This is a genomic window from Erwinia sp. PsM31, assembly GCF_030433775.1.
In the GTDB taxonomy this organism is placed as follows: Bacteria; Pseudomonadota; Gammaproteobacteria; order Enterobacterales; family Enterobacteriaceae; genus Erwinia; species Erwinia aeris.
This window is the reverse complement of the sequence record NZ_JARUWZ010000001.1, coordinates 143,651-169,547: the sequence shown is the minus strand read 5'-3', so window position 1 is coordinate 169,547 and position 25,897 is coordinate 143,651. Positions and strand designations below refer to the sequence as shown.

Here is a 25,897-nt window from a genome sequence, read left to right as displayed (position 1 = left end):
AGGACACAGGATGAAAGTCGACTACGAAACGGAAGGCGTGCTGTTTAATATTCAGCGCTATTCGCTGCATGACGGGCCGGGCATTCGCACTATCCCGTTTTTTAAAGGCTGCCCGCTGGCCTGTAAATGGTGCTGCAACCCAGAGTCGCAGCGCCCCGGGCCAGAGCTGCTTTTTAAAAACCGTGACTGCATCCGCTGCGGGAAGTGCCTGAGCGTGTGTCCCACGCAGGCGCTGTCGCCGGACAATCCTTTCTTTGTGGATCGCACGCGCTGCACGCAGTGCGGCGACTGTACGCAGGTTTGTCCGACCGGCGCGCTGGAGATGAAAGGAAAGCGCATGACGGTCGGCCAGGTAATGCGCGAGCTACAGAAAGAGGAAAATTTGTTCCGACGATCCGGCGGCGGCATCACGCTCTCGGGCGGCGAGCCGCTGGCGCAGCCTGAGTTCGCTCGCGAATTGCTGAAAGCCTGTAAGGCGAAGGGCTGGCATACCGCAATAGAAACCACCGGTTTAACCAGTAAAGAGGTGATTGATGAGGTATTTCCGTGGGTCGATCTGGCGCTGACGGATATCAAAGCTATTCATCCGACGGTGCACCGGGAAAATACCGGCGTGGATAACCGACGTATTCTGGAAAATCTGCTGCGCATCTCTTTTATTACCAAAACGGTGGTGCGTGTGCCGGTGATCCCCGGCGTTAACGACAGCCCCGAAGAGGTTCGGCGCATCGCGGAATTCGCCCGACTGATGATGAACGTCACCGAGATCCATTTGCTGCCCTACCATAATTTTGGCGAAAACAAATATGCTCTGCTGGGCCGTGACTATCCGCTGCGGGAAAGCGCCGTTAAGGTCGACATCGGGCCGCTGAAAGCGGTAGTGGAAGGGCTGGGATTTACCTGCCATACCGGCGGCTAGCGATGGTGATTGGGCGATCGCAACAAACGGACAGCGTTGGCCGACGGCCAGGGCGCGTGGTCGCCGGTGATCAAAGCAGAGGGGCAATCGGGGTAAAGGAGATGACACGGTTGGCCGGAGGTAAAACACAGGGTCAATTTGGGTAAAGGAAAGCTGGTGATAAAGAGACGGGATCGACTGCGGTAAAGGAAAGGTATACGGTTTGGCTGGTGATAAAGACACGGGAGCGACCGCGGTAAAGGAAAGGTATACGGTTTGGCTGGTGGTAAAGATATGAGATCGGCTGCGGTAAAGGAAAGACGCACGGTTGGCTGGTGATAAGGAAAAGTGCGGCGCCACCACCGCCTATTTTTTGCGTTGACCGGAACGACGTGCCGACTTATTACCTTTAGTTACAGCATCCTGAACAGGGGATATCGCATCGGAAGACGGCTCGTTGGCGTTGATATCCGCTCCGTTATTGACCGGATCTGTCTCTGCTTCGGACCCGGGTTGTACTGGTGCATCACCAGGCGAAACCGGCTGCGTTAAGGTGACGTCAGGCACAACAGCTTTCGTCGTTACGTCGTCAGGTAAAACCGGCATTGATGTATCGTCAGGCATAACAGCTTTCGCCGTTACGTCGTCAGGTAAAACCGACTGTATTGATATATCATCAGGCACAACAGCTTTCGCCGTTACGTCGTCATGCAAAGCAGTCTTCGCGCCTGTGTCGGCAGGCAAAGCAGGCCGCGTTGGGGCTACCGATTTACAGGTAATTTGCGTCATCGCCTCAATGCCCTCTGCCGCTCTGGCTATGACCCGATGGGCGTAAAGCTTGCCCATGCGGCTGGCTGCCACCGCGCCTGCTTCGACGGCAGCATTCACCGCCGACACCTCTCCCATTAATTTCACCAGTATCAGGCCGTTTCCTTTGGTCTGCTCGCAGCCTGCCAGCGTCACGTTGGCCGATTTCAGGGCCGCATCGGCGGCTTCCACCGCGGCGGCCAGCCCCACGGTTTCAATCAGCCCAAGGCTTTTTCCGGGCATAGCATTCTCCTTAATGTTATCCCACTATTTTACCGACCTCCCTGACGGAGCCAGGGAAACTATTTTGCCCGTTACAGAGATTTTCTTGTCTGATCTTTATTGTTTCCGGTCGCCGTCATCTGACGACAGTAGTCTGACGGCGCCATGCCCGTTTCCTTTTTAAAAATGCGGCAGAAATAGTTGGCATCCTGCCAGCCAAGCTCCAGTGCAACGGTATGAATATTCAGATCGCTGAACTGTAACAGGGCACAGGCAAACTGCATTTTGCGATGGGTAACGTAAGCGGAAAAACCTGTGCCCGTCTCTTTTTTAAATTTTCGGCTCAGGTAGCAGGCGCTGATAAAAGATTTGGCGGCAATACCATCCAGCGTAACGTTTTCCGTTATGCCTCGTTCAATATGAAATTTTGCCCGGGCGACAAAGGACTGCGTGCTTGTTTTCAGGGCTGCATCAAATATTTCCCGGCTTGCCTGCAACAGCAGCAGAACCAGACGCCGGTAGCGCGCCTTGCTCACACCGTCCTGCCCGACCTGTAGCGCCAGCATGCCGATCTTTTCCCGCATCGGCGGCCTTAATGACGCCTGCCGACATATCAGTTCCAGCAGCAGAACCAGCTCGCGGCTTGCCTGGTTGTCCCCAAAAAAGGCGCGTCTGTGTACGTCCAACAGCAGGTCATGCCATTGCGGATAGTCACACCGGGCAATAAGCGTCTGAAGCCGCCGCTTCAGCGCTTCGCCATGGGCGGTTCCGTGCGCATCAGCGTTCAGGCTACCGTTAACCTTATCAATGATGGCCTGCTTTTTTATCGGTTTCAGCAGATAATCTTCAATCTGCAAAGGCAGCATACTGCGGAGAAGATCAAAGTCGTCGCTGGCGCTGGTGACGATAACACGGGTAGCGCTGCTTTTGGTGCGCAGATACTGAATAACCTGCCTGCCGTCGGGGCGGGGAATGGTCAGGTCGACAAAAATCAGGTCGATATGCGGCAGTTCATCAATCAGCTGCATGGCTTTTCTACCGGTCGGAGCGTCATAAATCAGCACGCCTTGCTGACTGGCCGCTACAATGCGGCGCAGGCTTTCCGCTTCCATCGGTTCATCTTCAACTATCACCACGGTGGACATAACCGGCTCCTGTTTTACGACTGAGGCTGAAGAGGAAAACGAAGTTTGATGGTGGTGCCCATCATGGGACGGTGGGCGCTAAAGATCTCCAGCCCGTAAGCGTCGCCAAACAGCAGCTGCAGGCGCTGCATAATATTCCTTATGCCTATTCCCTGCTTATTGTCCTGCGGCCCGCTTAAAATTTGCGTTATCGTCTGTTGTGCGATGCCATCGCCGTTATCGCTGACCTCAATAATAAGATCGCGACCATCGTCGGTTGCGCGAATATGGAGTACGGCAGGTATTTCCCGCGGTTCAACAACGTAATTAAAGAAATTTTCCGCCAGCGGTTGCAGCGTTAAAAAAGGGCAGGCGACGCCATAATATTTTTCCGGAATAGCGCAAAGATAAGTGAAACGGTCCGGCATTCTGACTTTCTGCACTGCCATATAGCTGTTGACGTAGTGGATCTCTTGTTCAAGCGTGATAACGGCATGATTATTTTTGCGTAGCAGATAGCGCATCATATCGGAGAAATCATGCACCATGGCTTCCGTCCGCGGCGCTTCTTCCAGAAAGGCCAGTCGGCCAATGGTATTCAGCACGTTAAATAAAAAATGCGGATTAAGCTGGTAGCTCAGCGCTTTAAATTCCGCCTCGTGCAGCAGTTTTTCCGTTTCCACTCGCCTGCGCAATTCACGGGTCAGCTGCCGTTCTTTTTTATGCAGTTCGCGCTGTATGGTGGTGGCCCAGGCCTGTTCCACCAGGCAGGAAGCCATATGCAGCAGGGTTTCAGCCAGTAGCTCAAAGCGGCGATAGGGGGTAATCGGTATTGCCTGATGAAAGCGCTTCAGAGAGGGGGTGATTTTTCGACGCGGGCGATTGGGCAGAATGCAGGGGATCGTTTTTGCCTTTTCCGCTTCAACTCTGGCCTGACCCGCAATAAAAGCGCCCAGATAATGCTCGTTAATAACCACAGGTACGGCAAACTCAACCATGCCGCAGCAGCAGCGGTAGATGACCGGTTTCCGCGCCTGCATGGCCGCCCGACCGCCGGCATTGTCGCAGGCGTGGCAGCGTTCCGCCTGGTCCGGGTTTTGGCGGTAGCGGGCGCAAAAGTCAGAAAAGCCGCTTGGCCTGGTGACGGGGAGACCAGCGGCGTCCACCACTACCAGCGCAATTCTCATTGTCTGGCTGAAGTTGTCCTGTAGCTTTTGCAGCCTGTGCGTATCCAGAAACTCCGCGATCTTATATTCAGCTTCCATGCTAAATACCTTATGCAAGTCGATATCAGGGTAATGTAACGTAAGCAATACGCTTTAATAGTGCACGGCTTCACAGCTGACAAATATTTTTTATACAGATGGAATGCCGCCGCGCTGCCTGAGCCTGCTTTGGTCGTGCGGCGATATTCAGATCGGCGATCGTCTCCTTTTTGGCGCTTCCTGACCCTGGCCGATGTTTGATAAATAGCAAAAGCTGCTGCCGGTAGAAGATAATTACAGTGTGCTGGCAGAGATGACGAGATTTGGCTGAGCGGAGAGGCCGACGGAATAATAAAGCCCGGTTTTAATTTTTTTAGTCTGCAGCGTATATGTCTGTCTGATATTTACGCTGCAAAATTGCCTGTAGCTACAGTCAGAGCTGTCCGGCTTGCTATTCAAAGGCATTACTACCTAAAACCTTACGCCGCCGCTAATGGCTGAGTAAATAAAGCGATTCGCGGCGGTGCCCGCCTTACGCTTCCTTTCTCCCCAGCCAGCGCTCTTTCAGCAGCGAGCCAGCAATGGCCGCATCCAGCAGCGGGGAGGGCGGCAGGTAATTTGCTTCGCCCAGCGCCAGCATCGTGGCCGTCAGCGGATTATCATAGCCTAGCGCATAATCCGCCAGCAGCGATCCCGCGATAGTCTGCTTAGAGATCCCCGCCCCGTTGCAGCCGCTGGCGGTGTAAACAGCGCCGCTCAGTGCACCCCAGACCGGTGCGCCGTTGCGGGTTACGCTGATGGTTCCCGACCAGCTGTGGGTCAGGCTGACGTCCGTGAGCTGGGGGAAAATTTTGTTGAACGTGGCTCTGTGCAGCCGCGTGGCGGCATAAGTTTGCGTAGCAGTTACGCGGCCGTGCAGGGCCGGCACCACGTGTTGACGAATTAAAATGCGGCGATCGGCGGTGTAGCGCAGCGTGGCGCCCGCGATGGCGTTAACCGGCGTCAGGCCCCAGCTCTTCATGATCGGCAGCCGCTGGCGCTGTTCATCGGTTAGCGGCGCGGTCAGGCTGGCGAAAGTCGCCATGGCCGCCTGCTTGCTGATGCCCGGTGCCAGTTCGCGGGAAAGGGCAGCGGTTGCCAGCATCACTTTCGGCGCACAAAGCGTGCCGAAAGGCATGACAAGGCGATTTATTTTGCCGTAGTGAATGGCCATCACCGGCGTCATATCATAAAGAGTGACGTTTTCCGGCAGCGTTGCGGCCAGCCCGATCGCCAGGCTTGCCGGGTTGAGCAGCACCGCGCCCGGCGTATAGATGCCCTTGTGATAAAAATGCGTGCCCAGCTTTTGCGACAGCGTCTCGCGGTCTAGCACCTCATAAGCCTCGTCCATCAGCTCAAGGTTATCGCGATACTCCTGCAACACGCTTTCGCTGCGTGCATCGGCCTGGCAGTGATACTTCCCGGCCTTCTCCCATTCGCAATCGATCCCTCGATCCGTCACGATCGTTTTTAATTCGTCGATCCCGGCCTGTAATAAGGATCGATAATCCTGCGCCTTTTTCAGCTCCGCCGTCGAGCTGCCAATATTATGCGGCAGGCCGATCGCAAAGCCGGAGTTTCTGGCTGAAGAGCTTTCCGCCGCGCTGGCGGCATCAACCACCACAATTTTCAGGTTCGGATTGTGACTGGCCAGCCGACGAGCGAAAGCCAGACCGGCAAAGCCTGCGCCGACGATCGCCCAGTCCGCTTCGCAGTCGCCGCGCAGCGCAGGACGGCTTGCAGGCGTCTCGCGCAGCCAGCCATTGTGATTCTGGTTAAAAGGTATTGAGGCGTATTTCACTGTAACCATCCCTGAACGAGCCGTTCGTTAGCAAAGCAGCAAGGGGCACACCGCATCTGCTTACTCTTTTTTGTCATGTATCAAGCCATGACGCCGCCATCAGCTATCTTGTGCCTGGCCGATTGCGGCATCAATCATTCAGCAGCGTTCCGGCAGGCGGCTTCACTGCCTGCGCAACATGCAGGCGCAGCGGCCTGCATAGCGTGCGATCAATAGATTTTGCGGTAGAGGCTGGCGATATCGTCCAGCGTTGCTTCTCGTGGATTGCCGCCGGTGCAAACATCGTCCAGGGCGGCCTGCGCCAGCGCCGGAATATCTTCTTCTTTCATGCCCACATCGCGCAGGCGGGCAGGAATGCCGACGTCGACAGAAAGCTGTCGGACGGCTTCCACGGCGGCTTCTCTTGCCTCGCCCAGACTCATGCTGCACACCCTGGTGACGCCCATCGCACGGGCGATATCACGGTACTTCTCGCCGGTGAAATCGGCGTTCCACGCCATAACGTGCGGCAGGATAATGGCGTTGGCGACGCCGTGCGGCACGTTGTAGAACGCGCCCAACGGGTGAGCCATACCGTGCACCAGGCCCAGCCCGACGTTGGAAAAGCCCATGCCTGCCACGTACTGGCCCAGCGCCATATCCTCTACGCCCTGTTTGTCGCCAGCTACGGAAGCGCGCAGCGAACGGTTGATAATCTGAATCGCCTTCAGATGCAGCGCGTCGGTCAGCTCCCAGGCGCCCTTAGTGGTGAAGCCTTCGATAGCGTGGGTCAGCGCATCGATCCCCGTGGCGGCCTTGAGCGAAGGCGGCATACTCGCCATCATGTCCGCATCGATAATAGCGACGACCGGAATGTCGTGCGGATCGATGCAGACAAATTTACGGCGATTTTCCTCATCCGTAATCACGTAGTTAATGGTGACTTCCGCCGCCGTGCCTGCCGTGGTCGGAATGGCGATAATCGGTACGCAGGGATTTTTGGTTTTGGCAAAGCCTTCCAGACTGCGAACATCGGCGAATTCAGGGTTGTTGATAATGATGCCGATAGCTTTTGCCGTATCCTGCGGCGAGCCGCCGCCGATGGCGATCAGATAGTCCGCCTGTGCGGCTTTAAATGCCGCTACGCCCTGGGTAACGACGGCGATAGTCGGGTTCGGCACCACCTCGTCATAAATGACGTAAGGAAGATGATGCCGATCCAGCAGTGCGGTGACCTTTTCAATTACGCCCGCTTTAAGCAGTGTTTTATCCGTAACCAGCAGCGCTTTTTTAAGGCTGCGCTGGCTGACTTCATGGACGATTTGCGAGATAGCGCCGGGACCGAACCAGGAGGCCTCGTTCAGAATCATTCTTTGTAGCATCATCTTCTCCACTCGTTTCAAATTTTTTAAAATCACAAACGTTATTATCACTGGCTGGAAATATGCGGAGGAATGCCCGGACGAGTATTGATTAAGATCAGGTCACGGCGAGTCTTCAGGATGGAGTAATGACTATCAGGGCTTATCTTTACGGTAGGGTTTGTTAAGCTGCGGGTCCGTTAATTTTATAAGGTAGAGCTATGTTACGTGCAATCACGGCCGGAGTTTTGATGGTTTCCCCAATGATGGCCTTTGCCGATGCGGATCACCCTGAAATCGACTGTATGAAAATTAAGAACTATGCCGCAGCAGGCGATAAAGCTTATAAAGCAAAGCAGTATGAAAAGGCACGCTACAGCTATACAGAACAGGTAGCCTGGAGTGAGAGTTGCCAGCTTCCAGATAGCGCTATTGCGGTAGCTTATAATAATGTGGCGCTCACCTGGATACGTCAGGGAGATTATCGTAAGGCAAAAGCCTGGCTGCTGATTGATGAGAAAGACGCCAAATCGCAATATAATCTGGGGTTAATAAAAGAGAAACTTGCTGCCTTACCGCAGCCTGCTTCGCCCGCTGGTGAATACTGGGAATACGCAGGAAAAGGGATGTGGAATAGCTACAGCATCTCGGCAGAACAGGACCACTACAAAATTAACTTTGATGGCGTCTCGCCAGGGCTGATGGCGATGTACTACGGCCCGAATATCGGCAGCCTTGAAGGAAAGGCCACCATCCAGAACGGCAGAGGCGTACTGCAACAACGTGAGGAAGGTGACTGGGGCAACTGTGATGTCACGCTGCTCTTTACCCCAATGGATTTAACGACTCAGGTTAACGGTGACTGCGGGTTTGGTCATAACGTTTCTGCGGCTGGCCATTACATTCGCGTTGAATAGCATCGTTGGGCTGAACGCTCGGCAGCCCGGCCGAAATAAAGAATAAGGAATCCTGGCGGCCGATGGCTTATAAACCCGGACGCGACGATATTCTCTGCCTGATTTTATTTATGCCTGACGTAATCCGCTTTTTTGCGCTGGTCCATCCGCTTTTTTCAGAGCAAGGCGTGGCGTCAGCTTTGGTCTGACGGGGCTCGTGCGGTTCTTCTGATGGGCGAGGTTCTCGCGGTGTACAGGTCTTTTCTGGCATGCGAGGCTCTTCTGATTCGCACAGCCCCTGTAGTGCACGAGACTCTTTTGGCGTGCAAGCCTCTGCTGATGGGCACAGCTCCCATAGTACGCTAGTGTCTCCTGGCGTATGCGACTCTCCTGACGTGTGCCGTTCTTCTGGCAAGCGTGACTGCCGTGGTGCGCGCGGTTCTCGGGGTTTACGCGGTTCTCGCGGCGTTCGCGGTTCCCGTGGCTCTCTTGGTTCACGCGGTTCCAGCGTTTCTCTGGGCGTGCGCGGCTGTCGCGGTGTACGAGGTTCGCGCGGTTTTTTCCCTGCCGGTTCTGTTTTTTCCTGCACGCTGGCTCCTGATAAATGAACTTTAAAGCCCAGCTTAACAAACGCCGGGGCGCTCAGGAAATGTCGGTGGAAAAGAGCGGGTTTCCCCGCTCAGACGAATACCGCCGCCACGTTTTCAATACGCTTATGCGGCAGGGCGGCGATAACCCAGCAAGACCATCGCCGTCGACAGCTACTCGCTTTCCATTATGGAGGCGGCCAGCTGCGCGCTGTCCGGCGTGTTGCCGATAAGCTCCGTCAGCAGGTTGTTCACCCCATCGCTCATTGGCGTGAAGCGGGTCTGCGGCGAGCGCGTCACCACGATAAACACGCCGACGCTATAGCGCGGCACCATCGCCATATAGGTAATAAAGCCGCCGCCGCCGCCGGTTTTCTGGATAATGCCCGGACGGCCGCCCTGCGGCGCCATATAAACCCAGCCCATACCCAACGCGGAGGCTTTGCCCGGCACGTCCATTCCCTCGACGTTGGTCAGCTGGCCTCGCTGATAAATCATGGTCTGAATGCGATCGGCCTGAGGCGAACGCGCCTGCAGATCGGAAGACAGGAATTGCTGCATCCAGCGTCCCATATCGTCAGGCGTCGAATAGACGCCGCCGCTGCCGATAGCGGCCAGCGTATTGGTGCAGGGGCTGGCGCCTTTTTCCGCGATCATCAGACGCGAACACTGCTCGGGCGAGGGGGTAAAAGTCGTATCCTTCATGCCTAAAGGGCGCGTAATTTCACGCTGTAGCAACGCCGGATAGGAGGTGCCTGCGGCGCGAGCCAGCGCATCGCCCAGCAGATCGAAAGCCAGATTGGAATAGGCGGCGCGGGTGCCCGGCGCGGCTTTCAGCTGCGCATGTTTCATCCAGTTCCAGCGCTGGCTGGCGGTTGGCCAGACGAAAACAGGCCGGTTCGGCTTGCCGCCGGGCTGCTCGCGGGGCAAACCGCTGGTATGCGTAGCCAGATTAATCAGGCGGATCGTCTGGCCTGCATAGGCCGGTACCGCGCTGCCCGGCGGCGCATATTTGCTTAGCGGATCGTCAAGCCGCACCACGCCTTTCTCCGCGAGCTTAACCAGCAGCTCGCTGGTCATCAGCTTGGTCAGCGAAGCAATACGGATAACGGACGTTTTCTGCGGCCTGACGCTGCTGCCGGGACGCACCGAGCCAAGACTGGTAAAGACGCGCTGGTTGGCGTCAATCGCCACCATCGCCATGCCGGTCGCTTTGGTGTTATAGAAGATATTCTGCGCGTAGCGATCGACAATCTGCGAGGCCAGTAAAGGATCGGGAGAGGTTCTTGCGGCCAGCGCGCCGAGCGGAAAAAGGACGCAGAGCGCCAGCAGGTGGAGTGGTTTCAACGTGCGTATATCCATCGGGAGCGGAAAAGTGCCCTTATACTAATCTTTTTCCTGGAGAGGAAAAAAGAGCGGCGGCCCTCTTTTTTACGGGCCGCCGTTAGCCGTCAGGCCGCGTTGTGGCTTACTTTGAAGATGCCGATGGCGCGGGAAAGCTGTTCAGCCTGTTCCTGCAGCGATTGCGCGGCGGCGGCGGATTCATTCACCAGCGAGGCGTTCTGCTGCGTAACCTGATCCATCTGGGTAATCGCCATATTGATCTCATCAATGCCGGTGCTCTGCTCGTGGCTGGCGATAGAGATTTCGCCCATGATTTCCGTCACGCTTTTCACGCTGGCCAGCACTTCTTCCATCGTGGTGCCCGCTTTGGCGACCTGCTTGCCGCCTTCGTCCACTTTATTCACGGAATCCTGGATCAGCTGCGCAATTTCTTTAGCGGCGGAGGCCGAACGCTGCGCCAGGTTGCGGACTTCTGAGGCGACAACGGCGAAGCCGCGACCCTGCTCGCCCGCGCGGGCGGCTTCCACGGCGGCGTTAAGCGCCAGGATATTGGTCTGGAAGGCGATGCCGTCAATCACGCTGATAATGTCGACAATTTTCTTCGACGAGGTGTTGATCATTTCCATGGTGCTGACGACCTGATTCACCGCCGAGCCGCTCTGCACGGCTACTTTCGAGGCCAGCGCGGCCAGCTCGTTAGCCTGACGAGCATTGTCGGCGTTTTGCTTCACGGTAGAGGTCATCTGCTCCATTGCGGAGGCGGTCTCCTCCAGCGAGCTGGCCTGCTGCTCGGTACGGGAAGAAAGATCCATATTGCCCAGTGAAATTTCGCCGGAGGCGGTAGCGATTAGCTCGGTGCCGGAGCGAACTTCGGTCACGATACGCAGCAGGTTTTCATTCATGGTTTTCAACGCCTGCATCAGCTGACCGGTTTCATCAGTTGAATTTACACGGATCTGCGTACGCAGATCGCCCGCCGCCACGTTTTCAGCAATACGTACTGCTTCGCGCAGCGGGGCAACGATAGAGCGGGTCAGGAAATAGCCCAGCACGACCGCCAGCAACGCCGCCAGCGTGGAGAAAATCAGCGTAATGCGGATTGCGGTAGCGCCATCGGCAACGGCGTTAGCGCCTTCCGCCTGCAGCTGTCCGGACTGTGAGTCGGCAAAACGCTTTACGATATCCAGATAGGCGGTTTGGGCAGGCGTCATTTTCATCAGAGCATAGTCGGCGGCGGCATCCTGATTACCGGCGCGCACTAAAGTAAGCAGCTCGCTTTTGGCCGCTTCAAACTGCTGCGCCGCCTCTTTTACTGCCTGGATTTTCTTGATGCCGACTTCGGTTGTTTGCAGTTTGGCAATCTTGTCTATCGTCTGGTTGGTTTGCTGCGTCACGCTGTCCAGCTGGCCGTAACGCTTCTGGTTTTTCTCCGGATGCGAAGTCTCAATAACCATCCCGCGCAGATATTTAATCTGATCGTTAACCCCGTCGCGCGCGTCAAAAGCCAGCCTCACCTTGATATAGCGATCGTTAACAATGCGATCCACCGCGCCGTTAATGCTGCCGATTTTTACAATAGCCGTTACGCTGACCACGATTAATAACAGTATTACCAGGGCAAACGCCGCGCCGAGGCGCACGCCGACTTTCAAGTTTTTTACAGAAATCATCCGGATTGTTCCTTGCTGTTTAAAAAAGAGTCACTGAGGAAACCTTTAGCATTACAGGGGCATTAAATCGGCAGCAGGCGTGAAAACTTGATGGCATTGTGAGCGAAAGCGCGCATAAGGTATGGACGGAAAAGAAAAAATGCGGCGGGATTCCCCGGCCAGGGCGGCCGGGGAGAGGACAATTTACTGAACAGGCACGACTTTTAGACTAACCAGTCCGATGCCAAGCTGACGGGCGGTGAAACCGGCCACCGCGCCTTCGGCAGTGGTTTCCGGCACCGGCGCTCTGATAACCAGCGTGCGTTCCCGTGTCGGGTTGGACAGGCGAATGCTGACCGTACTGTCGCTATGGCTCAGGCGGAACGTCTGCTCGCTATCGCCAATTTTCACAACGAAAGGCCACTGGCTGTTGGCGCCAAACGCGCGGGCCGTCAGCAGCAGATCGAAGGTTTCCGGCAGCGGCTCCAGCCAGGTAAGGGTGACTTCAGGCAGCAGTCCGGCATCCGACCAGCGTCCGCCCCAGGGTTCGATATAGGAAAGGCCGGTGATCTTCTGCACCTGTTTGGGCAGGCCGGGTAAGGCAAACAGCAACGTGTCGGAGGCATAGCGTAAATCCTCATCGGCAATGCGCAGCCGGGTCACGGTTTGCTGATAGCGTTCCTCGCTTTGATCACCAATCTGGCGGAAGCCCACGCGGCCCTGAGTCACGCCGGGGTTGATCTCGCGGATAGTTGGCGGTGAATTCAGCGTGCCGTCGGCAATGCACAGCTGCCTGTTAAGCGCCAGTTTCTCATCCCAGACGTTGCCCATTTTAAAGCAGCTATCGATCCAGACGAACTTCTCATCCGGCGCAAAATTAGCCAGCTGCTGTTTTAACGGCGGCGCCAGATAGACGTCGAACTTCGGCTCGATTTTGCCCGGTTTAACGGAGAGCAGCAGCGGCAGTTTGAAATGCACGCCGGCAAAGCTGAAGGTGTTATTCACCGTGTCCGTTTTATAATCGGCAATCGCCTTCGGAAAATTCCACAGTTTAATCACGTCCGGCTTCCACTCGTTGATCTTCTCTTTGATATTCAGGTAAGTCGCGGCAAGAGAAGAGGACGAAAGGCTGCTGCGCCCCAGGCCGATAAAGTTATCGCCGCCCAGCGCGTCCAGCACCGTCGCGCCGTTGTCCAGCGTGCTGCGCTTAACCGCAATGACTTTACCGTCGTCGTTATCGCCACGCAGCATAAAGAAGAGATTGCTGCGGTCGTGCTGGTTAAGGAATTTCCAGGCGGTATTGTTCATTGCCAGATGATCGGAGCTGACCACGATAATCGTATTTTTAAACCACGGCGTGGCGCGGATCCGCTCTATCAGATGCGCAATATGCTGCTGGCTGCAGGCGACAGCGGCGAAAGATTTGTTTTGTTTGCCTTCCCACAGATAGCTGTTGCGCTGGCAGCTGCGCGAAATAAAACCGTCAGGGTGGTGCGTATCCACCGTCAGAGCAAACAGCGAGAAAGGCTGACCCTGCTGCGCCAGCTCGACATATTTATCGTAAACGCTATCCAGCACCGTATCGTCATACCAGCCCCAGTCGTTACGGTAGCTCGGATCTTTCACCACGCTTTTCAGTTCGTTAAATCCATACAGATGGTCGAACCCGTGCGAGGAGAGGAACAGATCTTTACCGGCAAAGCTCAGGCTGGCGCCCTGGTAGAAGTAGTTTTGATAACCCGCCGCTTTCAGAATGTCGCCCAGGCAGACATTCTGCGGATAGAAAGTTGAAAGCGAGCTGGAGGCGTTGCCGTCGAAAGGCGCGAACAGCGGGATACCGCACTGCGAGGCGACCATTCCCGCAATCGTATATTCGGTGCCGGGCAGCTGCTGGGTGTTGCTGAAATCCAGCGAACCCGCTTTGACGGCGTTAAGTTCCGGCGCAAGATGGGGAAAGGCTGCTTCGTCAAAGTAGGTGCGCTCCAGGCTCTCGGCATAGATATAAACCAGATTCGGTTTATCGCCGCGTATCTGCGTGCCGGGCACCTTATAGTGCGCGTAAAAATCGGAGTCGCCTTTGCCCAGCTGCGATTTCAGCAGATCGGCCACCTGCTGATAAGCGGGCGTGGTTTTGATCGAGGCCAGCGCCAGCACAATCGCCAGCAGGCCGCAAAGCTTGCTGCCGCTACGCTTTTGACCGCGTCGTAAGATCCAGGCAAGCAGGGCAAACAGTACCAGCAGCGCCAGCACCATGCCTGCGGCCGGCAGCAAATATTTACCGATGCCCGCGCCGCTCAGGCTGTTGGTGAGGGTATAGATAACCGCGTCATTAATGCCTTCGCCCGTAAAGTAGTTGCTGGCAAGCAGCGAAGCATTCAGCACGATATAAATACCCAGAAGTAAAACAATCGCGGAAAAGCCCAGCCTGTTTTTTCCAGCTTTCCAGCTGTACAGCGCGGCCGAGGCGATAAAAAGAAGCAGTGAAAGTGATTCAGATCCCATTATTTTTTATATTCCCCGAAAAAGGCAGTCCCTGCCGGTATTCATCACCAATTTGTAGCGAATCTTCCAATTTAACGCAGCCGGTTAAGGCTGGCAATAAGCGGCCAGACGAGAAAAATGACCGCCGTCACGGGGATAAACTTTCGTTGAGGTTCTGTTTAACTTCGCGTTTAACGAGGCTCAGGGACGCTGGCAAATCGTCAGAGCGAAAAATAAATTAATTAAAGATTAAGGCCTTCGCTGCCGAAAACCTGGTCAGGCTCTCCAGCGTTATCGGGAAACAGGGGCACAACGTGGACAGGGAAGGAGAAACGTGTCGCCTCGGGCGTTTATTGGCAGGGGCTTTTAGCAATTTTAAAACAAAAATAGATAAGAGATTTTACAAAAGCCTTTTTTATCCGCTGTACTGCCGCGCTTAATCCCTATAATCGCGCGCAAAATCGGCTTTATGTGACGTTTTTTTGCTTTTTCGTTCTCTCTTTTTTAGCAATGCTTTACAGGGCTACATAATGTTAACAAAAATGCGCGTGTTAAGTCAGGCTGTCGGCCTGGCGCTGGTGATGGGCGGAGCGTCTTTTGCCGCAAACGCTGAAGTAACGTTGATCAAACAGGATCCGCAGGCGGGCGATCCGCTGAGCCGTCTGAATTTCACCGTTGGCGGCAGTATCCGTCCCCAGTTCAATAACCTGACCGGCGACGACGGTAAAAATGCCTATAAGCGTAACGGCTTTGATGGCGGCACTCGTTTCCGTTTCCTGGCCGATTACTACCTGTTTGACGACGTCAGCTGGGTAGGGTATTACGAGCTGGGCGTAAATATTCCGGCGCTGTTCGACTGGGACAACCATTATGCGGCCAAAGCGCATGACACCAGCCGCCGTATGCTTTACACCGGTTTCCAGAGCAAGACCTGGGGTAAACTGACCTTCGGTCAGCAGAACAGCGTGTATTACGATGTGGTCGGCGCGAAAACCGATATCTGGGACTACGACATGCTGGCGCAGGCGCCAGGCAACGGCATCAACGGCGACTACGACGGTTCTTACCGTTCACGCAAGATGCTGAAGTATAAAAACACCTTCGGTAATGCGGACGTGCTGGCTTCTTATCTGTTTGCCGATAACGAATATTTGCCGGGTGATGGCCTGCGCTACAAGCGTCAGGGCGGCGGCTCGCTGGGCGTGGATTACCATCTGAGCAAAGAGCTGACCTGGGGCGCGGCGTGGAACTATACCCGTGCTGATATGCGTAATCCGGGCACCGGCGACGATAAAACCTGGAACCAGAACATTTACGGGACTTCCCTTAGCTGGAAGCCAGACAGCTGGACCTTCTCGCTTGGCGGCGGCTATTACCAGAACTATCTGCTGAGCAAGAAAAAAGGCGTGGATAACTACTTTGCTGGCGATGCGTGGGGTATTGAGTACCTCGCGGGCTACACCATCCCGGTTGGCAACTACGGCCTGAAAACCTTTATGCCGTATGTGATGGGCGACCGTCTGGAATACGTTAACGATCGCGACTATCAGCGTATCGATAACGGCGTGGGGATCACCTTCCAGCTCGACTACGGTTTCCGCGTGGATTATGAACACGTCTTTACCTCAAGCAGCGATAACCTGGGCGATATGAACCTGGTGCGTCTGCGTTACGACTTCTGATGCTCGCTTTCCCCGGCTTCGGCCGGGGATTGTTTCACTGCCCATGCCTTAAAGCTCGCCTGTCATATACTGCGCCACGCCGTTACCGAAGCTCCAGTCGCCCTTGCTGTTAGTGATAAAGCTGATCATCACGTCGGCCGGTGAAATACCGCAGCTTTCTTGTAGTTCACGACACAGTTCCGCCATAAAAAATTGCTTCTGCTCATCGCTGCGTGGACTGGTAAACACCCGTACCATCACCAGGTTATCGGTGCGCGTCAGCCCCAGGCCGGTATCCTCAAACACCATCTGATAAGGCTTGTTTTCGTGAACAATCTGGTAGCGATCGCGCGCCGGTACTTTAAAAGCGGCCAGCACGGCGCGGTGCGCGGCATCCAGCAGCGTTTTCAGTTCCGATTCCGAGCGACCCTGAATGACGTCAAATTGCAGTAATGGCATGGTTTTCCCCTTAAAATATAGTGTAATGGCACCTGAGCGGCAGAAGTTACTTTAGGGACATTAGCGCGCGGGAAAAAGCGCTATAGTTGAAATGATTATTTATTATAGTGAACAATGACGATGGCTATAAAAACCGATGCGTTATGGCTACATCTTCACTGGCTGACCGTGCTGGCTGAGCAGGGCAGCTTTACCCGCGCGGCCGAAAGGCTGGAAGTCAGCAAGGCCGCCATGAGCCAGAAAATCAAAGAGCTGGAGCAGCAGGCGGGCGTGCCATTGGTAACCAGAACCACCCGTACCCTGCGGCTGACCAGCGCGGGCGAAAAACTGGTTGAGGAGCTGCGTGCGCCTTTCGCTCAGATAGAACAGAGTTTTTTCAGTGTGCGCGATTCGGCCGGGCCGCTGCGGGGATTGATCCGCGTAACCGCGCCGGTCGCTTTTGCCCGGCAGCAGCTGGTGCCGCATATCACCGCTTTCCTGAAAGAACATCCCCAGGTTCGTGTACAGCTGGAAGTGTCCGATCGGCTGGTTTCTCTGGCCAGTGAAGGGTTCGATCTTGCCATTCGCCACAGCGATACGCTGCCCGATACGCATGTAGCGCTACCGCTATGCGCCACGCGCGCGCTGGTTGTGGCATCACCGGTTTATCTGCGCCAGTACGGCCAGCCGCAAACGCCGCAGGCGCTAAGCGAACATCAGTGCCTCTACTATCCGCGCGGCACGGAAACGCCGCAGTGGACTTTTTGCCGGGAAAACAGCAGCGAAAAAGTCGTGGTTAATGTCAGCGGCCCCTTCGCGACCAATAATAGCGAATCGATAAGGGATGCCGCGCTGGAAGGATTGGGCATCGCGCTGCTGCCTGATTTCAGCGCGCAGGGTGCCCTTGCCGACGGAAGACTGGTCGAGGTTTTGCCGCAGTGGCGAACGCCGGGCGCTTTTGCCGAACATCTTTACGTCGTCCGTCCCTGGGCTGCTCAGGTCCCACGGGCCGTAAGCGGATTCGTACACTGGCTGCGCGATGCTTTCGAGCGCCAAAGCAAAAGCGCCATGGCGCCGTAAGCTACCTTTAAAGCTATTGATCACGAAGATGAAGACACGCAGGGCGGCCGCCCTGAAAGTGATTGCCGCTTTGTCAGCAGGAAGAGGCTGTGAAGCGCTGAGCTATTTTACTCTTCCCTGAACGACAGGAGAAAACGTATGGAAGCCGAGATACATGGCATCAACGATATTCTTGCGCCCGACCTTAGCGTGATTTTTTGCGGCATTAACCCGGGGAAATCTTCTGCGCATACCGGGTTTCATTTTGCGCATCCCGGAAACCGCTTCTGGAAAACCATCTGGCAGGCGGGTTTCACCAAGCGTCAGCTAAAGCCGGAAGAGGAAAAGCTGCTGCTGACCACGCGCTGCGGTATCACCATGCTGGTGGAAAGGCCCACCCGTGAGGCTACGGAGCTTTCTGCTACGGAGCTACGCGAAGGCGGCAAACTGTTAGTCGATAAGATCATGCGCTATCAGCCCGAGGCGCTGGCGGTATTAGGCAAGCAGGCCTATAAGCAGGCTTTCGGTGTCGGTAAGGTGGCATGGGGCAGGCAGCCGCATAAGCTGGGTGAAACGGAAGTCTGGGTGCTACCCAATCCCAGCGGGCTGAACCGTGCTTCGCAAGAGGAGCTGGTGGCGGCCTATAAAGAATTGGTAATGGCTTTAGCTGCTCGTTGAGACGATTTACATCGGCGTTGCAGGAAAATCAGAGCCAGCGTCAGCTTTAGTAAATTGCATCAGCGCGGGGAGAGGAAGGGCGTTACACTGCGCGACGGGTGCTCAGGATCTTTTTGTTCCGGGCAGCCGGGACAGAAAGAGAAAAGCCCCACCCGACGTCAGTCAAAGTGAGGCTACTTTCTACATCCAACAGTGTAAAGGTAGCCTTTTACCCGCTGTAAAGCAATGGAAAAGGAGGCCTGGGATGGCGCAAAAATTGTTCGCGCTCTGTTTAATAGTGGTCTGTGTAACGGTGATAGCCGTTATCTGGATCACCCGCGGCTCGCTCTGCGAGCTGCACGTTAAGCAGGGAGGTACAGAGGTTGTGGCCAGCTTAGCCTGCAACGCCGCAGGGTAGGGCAAACCGCCGGCGGACAGGACGTCTGCCGGCGCATTGTTGGGAGGATCCTTGAGCACCCTTCTTAAGGCACCTTAAAAACGCCTTCATTCAATCCGCTACATATTCCCTGGTACGATCACCACGGTAGACGGCCTTAGGCCCTGCCGTTTTCACGCTTGTTGCAGGAAAATCAGATCCAGTATCAGGTTTAGTAAATTGCGCCAGCGGAGGGAGATAAAGCGCGCTACACTGCGCGACGGGTGCTCAGGATCTTTTTGTTCCGGGCAGCCGGGACGGAAAGAGAAAAGCCCCACCCGACGTCAGTCAAAGTGAGGCTACTTTCTACATCCCACAATGTAAAGGTAGCCTTTTACCCGCTGTAAAGCAATGGAAAAGGAGGCCTGGGATGGCGCAAAAATTGTTCGCGCTCTGTTTAATAGTGGTTTGTGTAACGGTAATAGCCGTTATCTGGATCACGCGCGGCTCGCTCTGCGAGCTGCACGTTAAGCAGGGAGGTACAGAGGTTGTGGCCAGCTTAGCCTGCAACACCGCAGGGTAGGGCAAATCGCCGGTGGACAGGACGTCTGCCGGCGCATTGTTGGGAGGATCCTTGAGCACCCTTCTTCAGATAGAAAAAAGCCCCGGCCTGGGCCGGGGCTTCTTGTCACACAGGCTGGATTAATCGTCCAGGAAGCTGCGCAGTACTTCGGAGCGGCTTGGATGACGCAGCTTACGCAGCGCCTTGGCTTCAATCTGACGAATACGCTCACGGGTAACGTCAAACTGCTTGCCGACTTCTTCCAGCGTATGGTCGGTGTTCATATCGATACCAAAACGCATACGCAGCACTTTCGCTTCACGCGCCGTCAGGCCGGCCAGCACGTCGTGAGTCGCTGAACGCAGGCTCTCGGAGGTGGCGGAGTCCAGCGGCAGCTCCAGCGTAGTGTCTTCGATAAAATCGCCCAGATGCGAATCTTCATCATCACCGATCGGCGTCTCCATGGAGATTGGCTCTTTGGCGATCTTCAGCACCTTGCGGATTTTATCTTCCGGCATCAGCATCCGCTCGGCCAGCTCTTCCGGCGTAGGTTCGCGGCCCATTTCCTGCAGCATCTGGCGGGAGATACGGTTGAGCTTGTTGATAGTCTCAATCATATGCACCGGGATACGGATGGTGCGCGCCTGGTCAGCGATAGAGCGGGTGATAGCCTGACGGATCCACCAGGTAGCATAGGTCGAAAACTTATAGCCACGGCGATATTCAAACTTATCTACGGCCTTCATCAGGCCGATGTTGCCTTCCTGGATCAAATCCAGGAACTGCAGGCCGCGGTTGGTGTACTTTTTAGCAATAGAGATAACCAGACGCAGGTTAGCCTCAACCATCTCTTTTTTCGCACGACGCGCTTTCGCTTCGCCGATGGACATCCGGCGGTTGATATCTTTTACCTGTTCAATCGTCAGGCCGGTCTCTTCTTCAATCTGCGCCAGCTTCATCAGGCTGCGCTGAACGTCTTCCGACACGTCCTTGAGCTTCTCGGACCACGGTTTGTTCATTGCCAGCGCGGCGTTGAACCAGGTTTCGCTGGTTTCATTGCCGGTGAACAGCGTGATGAAGTTCTTTTTCGGCATCTTACAGATTTCAACACACAGTTTCATGATGAGGCGTTCCTGAGTACGGACGCGATCCATCATGGTACGCATGTTGTTCACCAGGTAGTCAAACTGCTTCGGCACCAGGCGGAACTGTTTAAAGACGTCGGACAGGTTTTGGATCTCGCTGACGGCGTCGGCATGGCTGCGGCCTTTGGCCTTGATCACCGTACGCGTTTTCTCGTACTGCGTGCGCAGCTCGGTGAATTTCTCACGCGCCAGTTCCGGGTCGATGCTGTTGTCATCGTCAGCGGTGTCGTCGTCGGACTCTTCGTCTTCGTCTTCGTCGTCGTCGCGCTCTTCTTCAGAGAGTTCAGAACCTACATGCGTTGCCGTAGGCGCAATCTCTTCTGCCGCGTTCGGATCGACAAAGCCGGTGATCATATCGGAAAGACGAGCTTCGCCAGCCTCGACGCGATCGTACTGCTCCAGCAGGTAGGTGATAGCCTCCGGGTATTCGGCAACGGAACACTGCACCTGGTTGATGCCGTCTTCGATACGCTTGGCGATGTCGATTTCGCCTTCGCGCGTCAGCAGTTCGACGGTGCCCATTTCGCGCATGTACATACGGACCGGATCGGTAGTCCGCCCGATTTCAGATTCAACGCTGGAGAGTACCTGAGCAGCCGCTTCGGCAGCATCTTCGTCCGTATCGCTGCTGTTTTCATTCAGCATCAGATCGTCGGCATCAGGCGCTTCTTCCACAACCTGTATGCCCATGTCGTTGATCATCTGGATGATGTCTTCGATCTGATCGGAGTCGACGATATCTTCCGGCAGATGGTCATTGACCTCGGCATAGGTCAGATAGCCTTGCTCCTTACCACGGGTGACAAGCAGCTTCAGCTGTGACTGCGGGTTTTGCTCCATAAGACGGTATCCACACTTCTGTTAAATTAGATTGGTGTTGGTCGGCTAAGTTTAAGCAGCCAACAATAACAGTGAGGGCGTTGGTTTATTGCCGCTGCCCATCGTGGCGGCTGCCAGGCTCAACCTGGCGGATAGTCGGCACTTAAGCCGCGGATATGCTGACAGAAGCTTTTTTCCTGCCGGTCTATTGCTGATAGCGTTTAAACCGGCTGCGACGATATGCGCTTCATCATGTTTCCATCGCCGCTGTTAATTCGTTTGTTACTGTTTTTTCAGGGCCTGGCTGAGCGTCCAAAATTCACGACGCTCTTCGGCATTCAGGCCGTGCGTGCGGTCGCGCGCAATTAACTCTTCCAGCCTGCGCTCCAGCGCCGCATCATACATGCTGGCCAGCGAGTCCTTGAACATGGTTTCCACTTCATCCTCAACTATCATGTGGTTCCATGTTGCCAGCGTTTCAAGGCTTTGGCTAAATTTTGTGCCGCGATAAAGTTCCAGTAACTGGCCCGTCGTCAGGCCAGGATGCGCCACGCAAGTACTCACTAACTCTACGAATAGCGGGAACCCGGGAAGCTCCGAATTATTCAGCCCTTCCAACGAAGGAACCATCGTCGCCAGCGCCGGATTCTGGATCAGCAATCCAATCAGTATACGCATGGTTGTGCGTTTTAGCTGGGGCTGCTGGGGCAACTTCGCGCCTTCGCTTTGTTTTGGCAGCAGTTTTTCCAGCTGGCTATCGTCCAGAATGCCCAACTTGTTGCCCAGTTCCTGACGCAGATAGATACGCAGCGTTTCCCCTGGTACCTGGCTAATCAGCGGCAGCGCCAGCGTACTCAGCTGGGCTCTGCCGTCCGGGGAACGCAGATCAACCTGCGGCATCAGCGTATCGAACAGGAAAGCGGAGAGCGGCATCGCCTGCTCCATCCGCGCCTCGAACGCGTCTTTTCCCTCTTTCCGCACCAGCGTATCGGGATCTTCGCCGTCCGGCAGAAACATAAAGCGTAGCTGACGTCCGTCATTCATGTAAGGCAATGCGGTTTCCAGCGCACGCCATGCTGCTTCCCGACCCGCTCTGTCGCCGTCGTAGCAGCAAATTACCGTATCGGTCGTGCGAAAAAGCAGTTGGATATGATCGGGCGTAGTGGAAGTGCCGAGCGATGCAACGGCATAATCAATGCCGAACTGCGCCAGCGCCACCACGTCCATGTAGCCTTCCACCACCAGAAGCTTAGCGGGTTCTGGATGTTTCTTTTGCGCTTCATACAGGCCGTACAGCTGGCGGCCTTTATGGAATATTTCGGTTTCCGGCGAGTTAAGGTATTTAGGGAGTGCATCGCCGACAACGCGGCCGCCAAACCCGATAACTCGTCCACGCTTATCGTGGATAGGAAACATAATGCGTTCACGAAAACGATCGTAGCTGCGTCCCTGATCGTTGGTGACCAGCATACCGGCATCGCTCAGAGACTGGCGGTCTTCCTGGCTGCGACCAAAACGTTTTAGCGCGTTATCCCAACCCGCAGGCGCAAAGCCAATCGAAAAATGCCGGATAACATCGTCGCTAAGACCGCGTTTGGTAAGATAATCGCGCGCGCCAGCCGCCTGGTTCTGCGTAAGCGACTGCTGGTAGAAATCATTCAGGCTGCCCATCAGCTGATAAAGACTCTGGCGCTGATGACGCTCTAACTGACTGGGGCCGGAACCGCTCTCATACGGCACTTCGAGGCCGTAAAGCGTTGCCAGTTCTTCAATGCTTTCGACGAACTCCAGCCGATCGTAATTCATTAAGAAATCGATCGCGTTGCCGTGCGCGCCGCAGCCGAAGCAGTGGTAAAACTGTTTTTCACCGTTGACGGTAAAAGAGGGCGTCTTTTCGTTATGAAAGGGACAGCACGCGTGATAGTTCTTGCCCTGCTTCTTTAGCTTTACGCGCGCATCGATAAGATCCACGATGTCCGTGCGAGCCAGCAAGTCATTGATAAATACGCGTGGAATTCGTCCAGCCATAGGCCTATCAGCTCATAAACGAGAACAAGCCGCGCATTCCTTTCGGAAAGCACGGCCTTGTATACTACTACTGGTCTGTGAAGCCTGAGGGCAAGCCCTCAATAATTAGTACAGACGAGTGCGGCGTGCGTTTTCGCGAGCCAGTTTCTTCGCGTGGCGTTTCACAGCAGAAGCTTTAGCGCGCTTACGTTCGGTTGTAGGTTTTTCATAAAACTCACGACGACGAACTTCAGCCAGAACGCCTGCTTTCTCGCAAGAACGCTTGAAGCGACGCAGTGCTACGTCAAATGGCTCGTTTTCACGTACTTTAATTACCGGCATGTAACTCTCACCTCGATAAATTCGGTTTTGTTGCTGACGTCAGTGCCAGCTTGTTTCAAAATGGTGCGGAATTTTACTCCAACACAGGCTGCGTTGTAAAGCACCATAGCATAATGTCTCACCAACAGATGCGCCTGTGCGGCTGCCGGTTTTTTCAGGGCAAGGATTATACCGCACTCGAAGAGGCGAGGCGATGAAATTTTCCTCTTATCGATCATGGCGATCGGTGGATAACGCGGAAATTTGCCGCAGCGCGAAGCGGCTTCATGTTACACTGCGCGCCGCAAGAATGAGGTAAATGCCATGCGTGTGCTCGGAATAGAAACTTCCTGCGATGAAACCGGTATCGCGATTTACGACGATAATGCCGGATTGCTCGCTAACCAACTTTACAGCCAGGTCAAACTGCACGCCGACTACGGCGGCGTGGTGCCGGAACTGGCTTCGCGCGATCACGTGCGTAAAACCGTGCCTTTAATTCAGGCTGCCCTAAAAGAGGCGGGCCTGCAGGCGCAAGATATAGATGCCGTAGCCTATACCGCAGGACCTGGCCTTGTTGGCGCGCTGCTGGTCGGGGCCACCATCGGTCGTTCGCTGGCTTTTGCCTGGAACGTGCCGGCGGTGCCGGTACACCACATGGAAGGGCATTTGCTGGCGCCGATGCTGGAAGACAATCCGCCTGCGTTTCCCTTTGTCGCGCTGCTGGTTTCCGGCGGTCATACGCAGCTGATTAGCGTCACCGGCATCGGTGAATACCAGCTGCTTGGCGAATCCGTGGATGATGCGGCCGGCGAAGCCTTCGATAAAACGGCCAAGCTGCTGGGTCTGGACTATCCGGGCGGGCCGATGCTGTCGAAAATGGCGCAGCAGGGCGTGGAAAAGCGCTTTATCTTTCCGCGTCCTATGACCGACAGGCCTGGGCTGGATTTCAGCTTTTCCGGTTTGAAAACATTCGCAGCGAATACCATTCGTGAAAACGCCGGTGACGATCAGACGCGCGCGGACGTGGCTCGTGCCTTTGAAGATGCCGTTGTCGATACGCTGATCATCAAATGCAAACGCGCGCTGGAGCAAACCGGCTTTACGCGGCTGGTGATTGCAGGCGGCGTCAGCGCTAACCGTACGCTGCGGGCAAGAATGGCCGACGTGATGCGAGCGCGGGGCGGAGAGGTGTTTTACGCCAGGCCGGAGTTCTGCACCGATAACGGCGCGATGATCGCCTATGCGGGGATGGTCAGACTTAAGGGCGGAACAAGCAGCGATCTGAGCGTTAGCGTGCGGCCGCGCTGGCCGCTGTCGGAGCTTTCACCGCTGGAAAGCCGCTGAGATAAAAGCGCCATTGCTCATGGCAATGGCGCGGTCTGTTAGAGACTAGTTGCCCAGCAGGCCATTCAGCCAGCCGCCGATCAGCGGAATACCGGCGATAAGGCTTTCGATCATACCGCCAGCCTGACTACCCAACGTTGAACCGATATCTTTGCCCAAATCGGGATAGAAAGAGCCTATGCTGACCTTACCGATTAGCGGCAGCTCCACGCCTGTATTAGCGACCAGACCGTACAGGCCGTTGCCGACATAGCTACCTATGCTGCTCAGCGCTTCCTGAATATAGCCAGCGCCGCTGACCTGCATCACTTCATGCTGTGTTAATTCTTTCATCACGTTTCCTTGTAATAAAAAATAAACCCGCATCTTATGTGCGGGTTAACGATTTTATTGGATTAACGCGAAGGCCGCAAACCTGTTTTTTTAGAATTAACAGGGTCTTAAATAAATTTATTTGCGCTTTTTCTTCCAGATTTTAGTTTCCTGGCCGCGCCAAAGGCGCTGGATATTGTCGTGATGGCGCAACAGCACCAGACAGGAAAGCATCGCTACCGGAAAAGTCAGCTGCGGTTTAAACCACCAGACGTAAAACGGCGCGATCAGCGCGCTGATAATGGCGCCTAACGACGAATAGCCGCTCAACAGAACGGTCAGCAGCCAGGTGCCGGTCATCAGGCCGGTGAGATCCCAGCCGATCGGCGCGATGGCGCCAAACGCCGTCGCCACGCCTTTACCGCCTTTAAACTGGAAAAAGATCGGATAGATATGACCCAGACAGGCCGCGATAGCGATCAGGCCAAGCCAGAAGGGCGAGAGCCCGAAATGATAAGCCAGCCAGACCGGCAGCATACCTTTCAGGATATCAAACAGCAGGACGAGCAGCGCAGGCGCTTTACCGCCGAGACGCAACACGTTAGTGGCACCGGGATTGCCGGATCCATTCTGTCGCGGGTCGGGTAATCTGAACAGTCGGCATACCAGGATTGCGCTGGAAATAGAACCGCACAGATACGCGAAAATAATCATACCGGGCGCGAATATGCTCATAACACCGTTCCGTCTTCAGGGGGTCGTTTTGTTCTCGTCATCCGTGGATAATACGCATAATCCGT

The 25,897-nt window shown here is 55.2% G+C and carries 22 protein-coding genes; 8 read left to right on the top strand and 14 right to left on the bottom strand.

What is annotated here, in order from left to right; all coding sequences use genetic code 11:
* The first annotated feature begins 10 nt into the window (after positions 1–10).
* Positions 11–919 carry a glycyl-radical enzyme activating protein gene (locus QCD69_RS00760; protein WP_301250661.1) on the top strand — a complete coding sequence of 303 codons (909 nt, stop codon included), beginning with the start codon at positions 11–13 and terminating at the stop codon, positions 917–919.
* A 345-nt stretch (positions 920–1,264) separates the two neighbouring features.
* Here QCD69_RS00760 and QCD69_RS00755 read toward each other — a convergent pair whose 3' ends face one another.
* The 5 genes from QCD69_RS00755 to fucO form a co-directional block, all read right to left on the bottom strand.
* Entirely contained in the window at positions 1,265–1,948 is a 684-nt protein-coding gene (locus tag QCD69_RS00755) for a BMC domain-containing protein (protein WP_301250659.1), read from the bottom strand.
* A 71-nt stretch (positions 1,949–2,019) separates the two neighbouring features.
* Complete coding sequence (locus tag QCD69_RS00750; RefSeq protein ID WP_301250658.1) at positions 2,020–3,072, bottom strand: helix-turn-helix domain-containing protein; 1,053 nt, start codon at positions 3,070–3,072, stop codon at positions 2,020–2,022.
* Positions 3,073–3,086: 14 nt separating this feature from the next.
* Entirely contained in the window at positions 3,087–4,316 is a 1,230-nt protein-coding gene (locus QCD69_RS00745) for a sensor histidine kinase (protein ID WP_301250657.1), read from the bottom strand.
* A gap of 472 nt (positions 4,317–4,788) precedes the next feature.
* A complete protein-coding gene (locus QCD69_RS00740; protein WP_301250656.1) occupies positions 4,789–6,096 on the bottom strand; it encodes an NAD(P)/FAD-dependent oxidoreductase in 1,308 nt (435 codons plus the stop codon).
* A gap of 209 nt (positions 6,097–6,305) precedes the next feature.
* A complete protein-coding gene (gene fucO / locus QCD69_RS00735; RefSeq protein WP_301250756.1) occupies positions 6,306–7,457 on the bottom strand; it encodes a lactaldehyde reductase in 1,152 nt (383 codons plus the stop codon).
* Positions 7,458–7,657: 200 nt separating this feature from the next.
* On the opposite strand from fucO, the gene QCD69_RS00730 reads away from it, so the two are divergent.
* On the top strand, positions 7,658–8,353 hold the full coding sequence (locus tag QCD69_RS00730) for a tetratricopeptide repeat protein (protein WP_301250655.1): 696 nt from the start codon (positions 7,658–7,660) through the stop codon (positions 8,351–8,353).
* Between the two features lie 740 nt (positions 8,354–9,093).
* On the opposite strand, the gene ampH is transcribed toward QCD69_RS00730, so the two are convergent.
* The 3 genes from ampH to opgB form a co-directional block, all read right to left on the bottom strand.
* Complete coding sequence (gene ampH / locus QCD69_RS00725) at positions 9,094–10,281, bottom strand: D-alanyl-D-alanine-carboxypeptidase/endopeptidase AmpH (RefSeq protein ID WP_301250654.1); 1,188 nt, start codon at positions 10,279–10,281, stop codon at positions 9,094–9,096.
* Between the two features lie 89 nt (positions 10,282–10,370).
* Positions 10,371–11,933: a methyl-accepting chemotaxis protein gene (locus tag QCD69_RS00720; RefSeq protein ID WP_301250653.1), complete on the bottom strand. Its 1,563-nt coding sequence runs from the start codon at positions 11,931–11,933 to the stop codon at positions 10,371–10,373.
* A 183-nt stretch (positions 11,934–12,116) separates the two neighbouring features.
* On the bottom strand, positions 12,117–14,414 hold the full coding sequence (gene opgB / locus QCD69_RS00715; RefSeq protein WP_301250652.1) for a phosphatidylglycerol--membrane-oligosaccharide glycerophosphotransferase: 2,298 nt from the start codon (positions 14,412–14,414) through the stop codon (positions 12,117–12,119).
* A 509-nt stretch (positions 14,415–14,923) separates the two neighbouring features.
* Here opgB and QCD69_RS00710 point away from each other — a divergent pair.
* Positions 14,924–16,075: a porin gene (locus QCD69_RS00710; protein WP_253458166.1), complete on the top strand. Its 1,152-nt coding sequence runs from the start codon at positions 14,924–14,926 to the stop codon at positions 16,073–16,075.
* 48 nt (positions 16,076–16,123) lie between these two features.
* On the opposite strand, the gene QCD69_RS00705 is transcribed toward QCD69_RS00710, so the two are convergent.
* A complete protein-coding gene (locus QCD69_RS00705; RefSeq protein WP_253458169.1) occupies positions 16,124–16,513 on the bottom strand; it encodes a tautomerase family protein in 390 nt (129 codons plus the stop codon).
* A 120-nt stretch (positions 16,514–16,633) separates the two neighbouring features.
* Between QCD69_RS00705 and QCD69_RS00700 the strand changes: the two genes are divergently transcribed.
* From QCD69_RS00700 to QCD69_RS00685, 4 genes are all read left to right on the top strand, one after another.
* Complete coding sequence (locus QCD69_RS00700; RefSeq protein WP_253458172.1) at positions 16,634–17,572, top strand: LysR substrate-binding domain-containing protein; 939 nt, start codon at positions 16,634–16,636, stop codon at positions 17,570–17,572.
* Between the two features lie 138 nt (positions 17,573–17,710).
* Positions 17,711–18,229 carry a G/U mismatch-specific DNA glycosylase gene (gene mug, locus QCD69_RS00695; RefSeq protein WP_253458175.1) on the top strand — a complete coding sequence of 173 codons (519 nt, stop codon included), beginning with the start codon at positions 17,711–17,713 and terminating at the stop codon, positions 18,227–18,229.
* A 244-nt stretch (positions 18,230–18,473) separates the two neighbouring features.
* A complete protein-coding gene (locus tag QCD69_RS00690; protein ID WP_253458178.1) occupies positions 18,474–18,626 on the top strand; it encodes a Hok/Gef family protein in 153 nt (50 codons plus the stop codon).
* Between the two features lie 388 nt (positions 18,627–19,014).
* Positions 19,015–19,167 (top strand): Hok/Gef family protein, encoded by a 153-nt coding sequence (locus QCD69_RS00685; RefSeq protein WP_253458180.1) that lies wholly within the window; start codon positions 19,015–19,017, stop codon positions 19,165–19,167.
* A gap of 119 nt (positions 19,168–19,286) precedes the next feature.
* Here the strand turns inward: QCD69_RS00685 and rpoD are convergent, their stop codons facing one another.
* The 3 genes from rpoD to rpsU all read right to left on the bottom strand — a co-directional run bounded on the left by rpoD (position 19,287) and on the right by rpsU (position 23,459).
* Positions 19,287–21,131: an RNA polymerase sigma factor RpoD gene (gene rpoD / locus QCD69_RS00680; RefSeq protein ID WP_125287187.1), complete on the bottom strand. Its 1,845-nt coding sequence runs from the start codon at positions 21,129–21,131 to the stop codon at positions 19,287–19,289.
* A 261-nt stretch (positions 21,132–21,392) separates the two neighbouring features.
* The gene (dnaG, locus tag QCD69_RS00675) at positions 21,393–23,138 is read right to left on the bottom strand and encodes a DNA primase (RefSeq protein WP_301250648.1); all 1,746 of its coding nucleotides are present in this window, start codon (positions 23,136–23,138) and stop codon (positions 21,393–21,395) included.
* A gap of 105 nt (positions 23,139–23,243) precedes the next feature.
* Positions 23,244–23,459: a 30S ribosomal protein S21 gene (rpsU, locus tag QCD69_RS00670; protein ID WP_001144069.1), complete on the bottom strand. Its 216-nt coding sequence runs from the start codon at positions 23,457–23,459 to the stop codon at positions 23,244–23,246.
* Between the two features lie 303 nt (positions 23,460–23,762).
* Between rpsU and tsaD the strand changes: the two genes are divergently transcribed.
* Entirely contained in the window at positions 23,763–24,785 is a 1,023-nt protein-coding gene (gene tsaD / locus QCD69_RS00665) for a tRNA (adenosine(37)-N6)-threonylcarbamoyltransferase complex transferase subunit TsaD (protein ID WP_301250647.1), read from the top strand.
* 45 nt (positions 24,786–24,830) lie between these two features.
* Here the strand turns inward: tsaD and QCD69_RS00660 are convergent, their stop codons facing one another.
* Complete coding sequence (locus QCD69_RS00660; RefSeq protein WP_253458186.1) at positions 24,831–25,118, bottom strand: hypothetical protein; 288 nt, start codon at positions 25,116–25,118, stop codon at positions 24,831–24,833.
* A 117-nt stretch (positions 25,119–25,235) separates the two neighbouring features.
* Positions 25,236–25,832: a glycerol-3-phosphate 1-O-acyltransferase PlsY gene (plsY, locus tag QCD69_RS00655; protein ID WP_253458189.1), complete on the bottom strand. Its 597-nt coding sequence runs from the start codon at positions 25,830–25,832 to the stop codon at positions 25,236–25,238.
* Between the last annotated feature and the right edge of the window lie 65 nt (positions 25,833–25,897).

What these genes read in the sequence shown, in the direction of transcription:
- QCD69_RS00720 (WP_301250653.1), bottom strand. Translation starts at nt 11,933, where the DNA reads ATGATTTCTGTAAAAAACTTGAAAGTCGGCGTGCGCCTCGGCGCGGCG.
- QCD69_RS00685 (WP_253458180.1), top strand. Translation starts at nt 19,015, where the DNA reads ATGGCGCAAAAATTGTTCGCGCTCTGTTTAATAGTGGTTTGTGTAACG.
- QCD69_RS00730 (WP_301250655.1), top strand. Translation starts at nt 7,658, where the DNA reads ATGTTACGTGCAATCACGGCCGGAGTTTTGATGGTTTCCCCAATGATG.
- QCD69_RS00690 (WP_253458178.1), top strand. Translation starts at nt 18,474, where the DNA reads ATGGCGCAAAAATTGTTCGCGCTCTGTTTAATAGTGGTCTGTGTAACG.
- rpsU (WP_001144069.1), bottom strand. Translation starts at nt 23,459, where the DNA reads ATGCCGGTAATTAAAGTACGTGAAAACGAGCCATTTGACGTAGCACTG.
- plsY (WP_253458189.1), bottom strand. Translation starts at nt 25,832, where the DNA reads ATGAGCATATTCGCGCCCGGTATGATTATTTTCGCGTATCTGTGCGGT.
- QCD69_RS00745 (WP_301250657.1), bottom strand. Translation starts at nt 4,316, where the DNA reads ATGGAAGCTGAATATAAGATCGCGGAGTTTCTGGATACGCACAGGCTG.
- QCD69_RS00700 (WP_253458172.1), top strand. Translation starts at nt 16,634, where the DNA reads ATGGCTATAAAAACCGATGCGTTATGGCTACATCTTCACTGGCTGACC.
- QCD69_RS00750 (WP_301250658.1), bottom strand. Translation starts at nt 3,072, where the DNA reads ATGTCCACCGTGGTGATAGTTGAAGATGAACCGATGGAAGCGGAAAGC.
- mug (WP_253458175.1), top strand. Translation starts at nt 17,711, where the DNA reads ATGGAAGCCGAGATACATGGCATCAACGATATTCTTGCGCCCGACCTT.
- QCD69_RS00755 (WP_301250659.1), bottom strand. Translation starts at nt 1,948, where the DNA reads ATGCCCGGAAAAAGCCTTGGGCTGATTGAAACCGTGGGGCTGGCCGCC.
- opgB (WP_301250652.1), bottom strand. Translation starts at nt 14,414, where the DNA reads ATGGGATCTGAATCACTTTCACTGCTTCTTTTTATCGCCTCGGCCGCG.
- fucO (WP_301250756.1), bottom strand. Translation starts at nt 7,457, where the DNA reads ATGCTACAAAGAATGATTCTGAACGAGGCCTCCTGGTTCGGTCCCGGC.
- QCD69_RS00760 (WP_301250661.1), top strand. Translation starts at nt 11, where the DNA reads ATGAAAGTCGACTACGAAACGGAAGGCGTGCTGTTTAATATTCAGCGC.
- dnaG (WP_301250648.1), bottom strand. Translation starts at nt 23,138, where the DNA reads ATGGCTGGACGAATTCCACGCGTATTTATCAATGACTTGCTGGCTCGC.
- ampH (WP_301250654.1), bottom strand. Translation starts at nt 10,281, where the DNA reads ATGGATATACGCACGTTGAAACCACTCCACCTGCTGGCGCTCTGCGTC.
- rpoD (WP_125287187.1), bottom strand. Translation starts at nt 21,131, where the DNA reads ATGGAGCAAAACCCGCAGTCACAGCTGAAGCTGCTTGTCACCCGTGGT.
- QCD69_RS00660 (WP_253458186.1), bottom strand. Translation starts at nt 25,118, where the DNA reads ATGAAAGAATTAACACAGCATGAAGTGATGCAGGTCAGCGGCGCTGGC.
- QCD69_RS00710 (WP_253458166.1), top strand. Translation starts at nt 14,924, where the DNA reads ATGTTAACAAAAATGCGCGTGTTAAGTCAGGCTGTCGGCCTGGCGCTG.
- QCD69_RS00705 (WP_253458169.1), bottom strand. Translation starts at nt 16,513, where the DNA reads ATGCCATTACTGCAATTTGACGTCATTCAGGGTCGCTCGGAATCGGAA.
- tsaD (WP_301250647.1), top strand. Translation starts at nt 23,763, where the DNA reads ATGCGTGTGCTCGGAATAGAAACTTCCTGCGATGAAACCGGTATCGCG.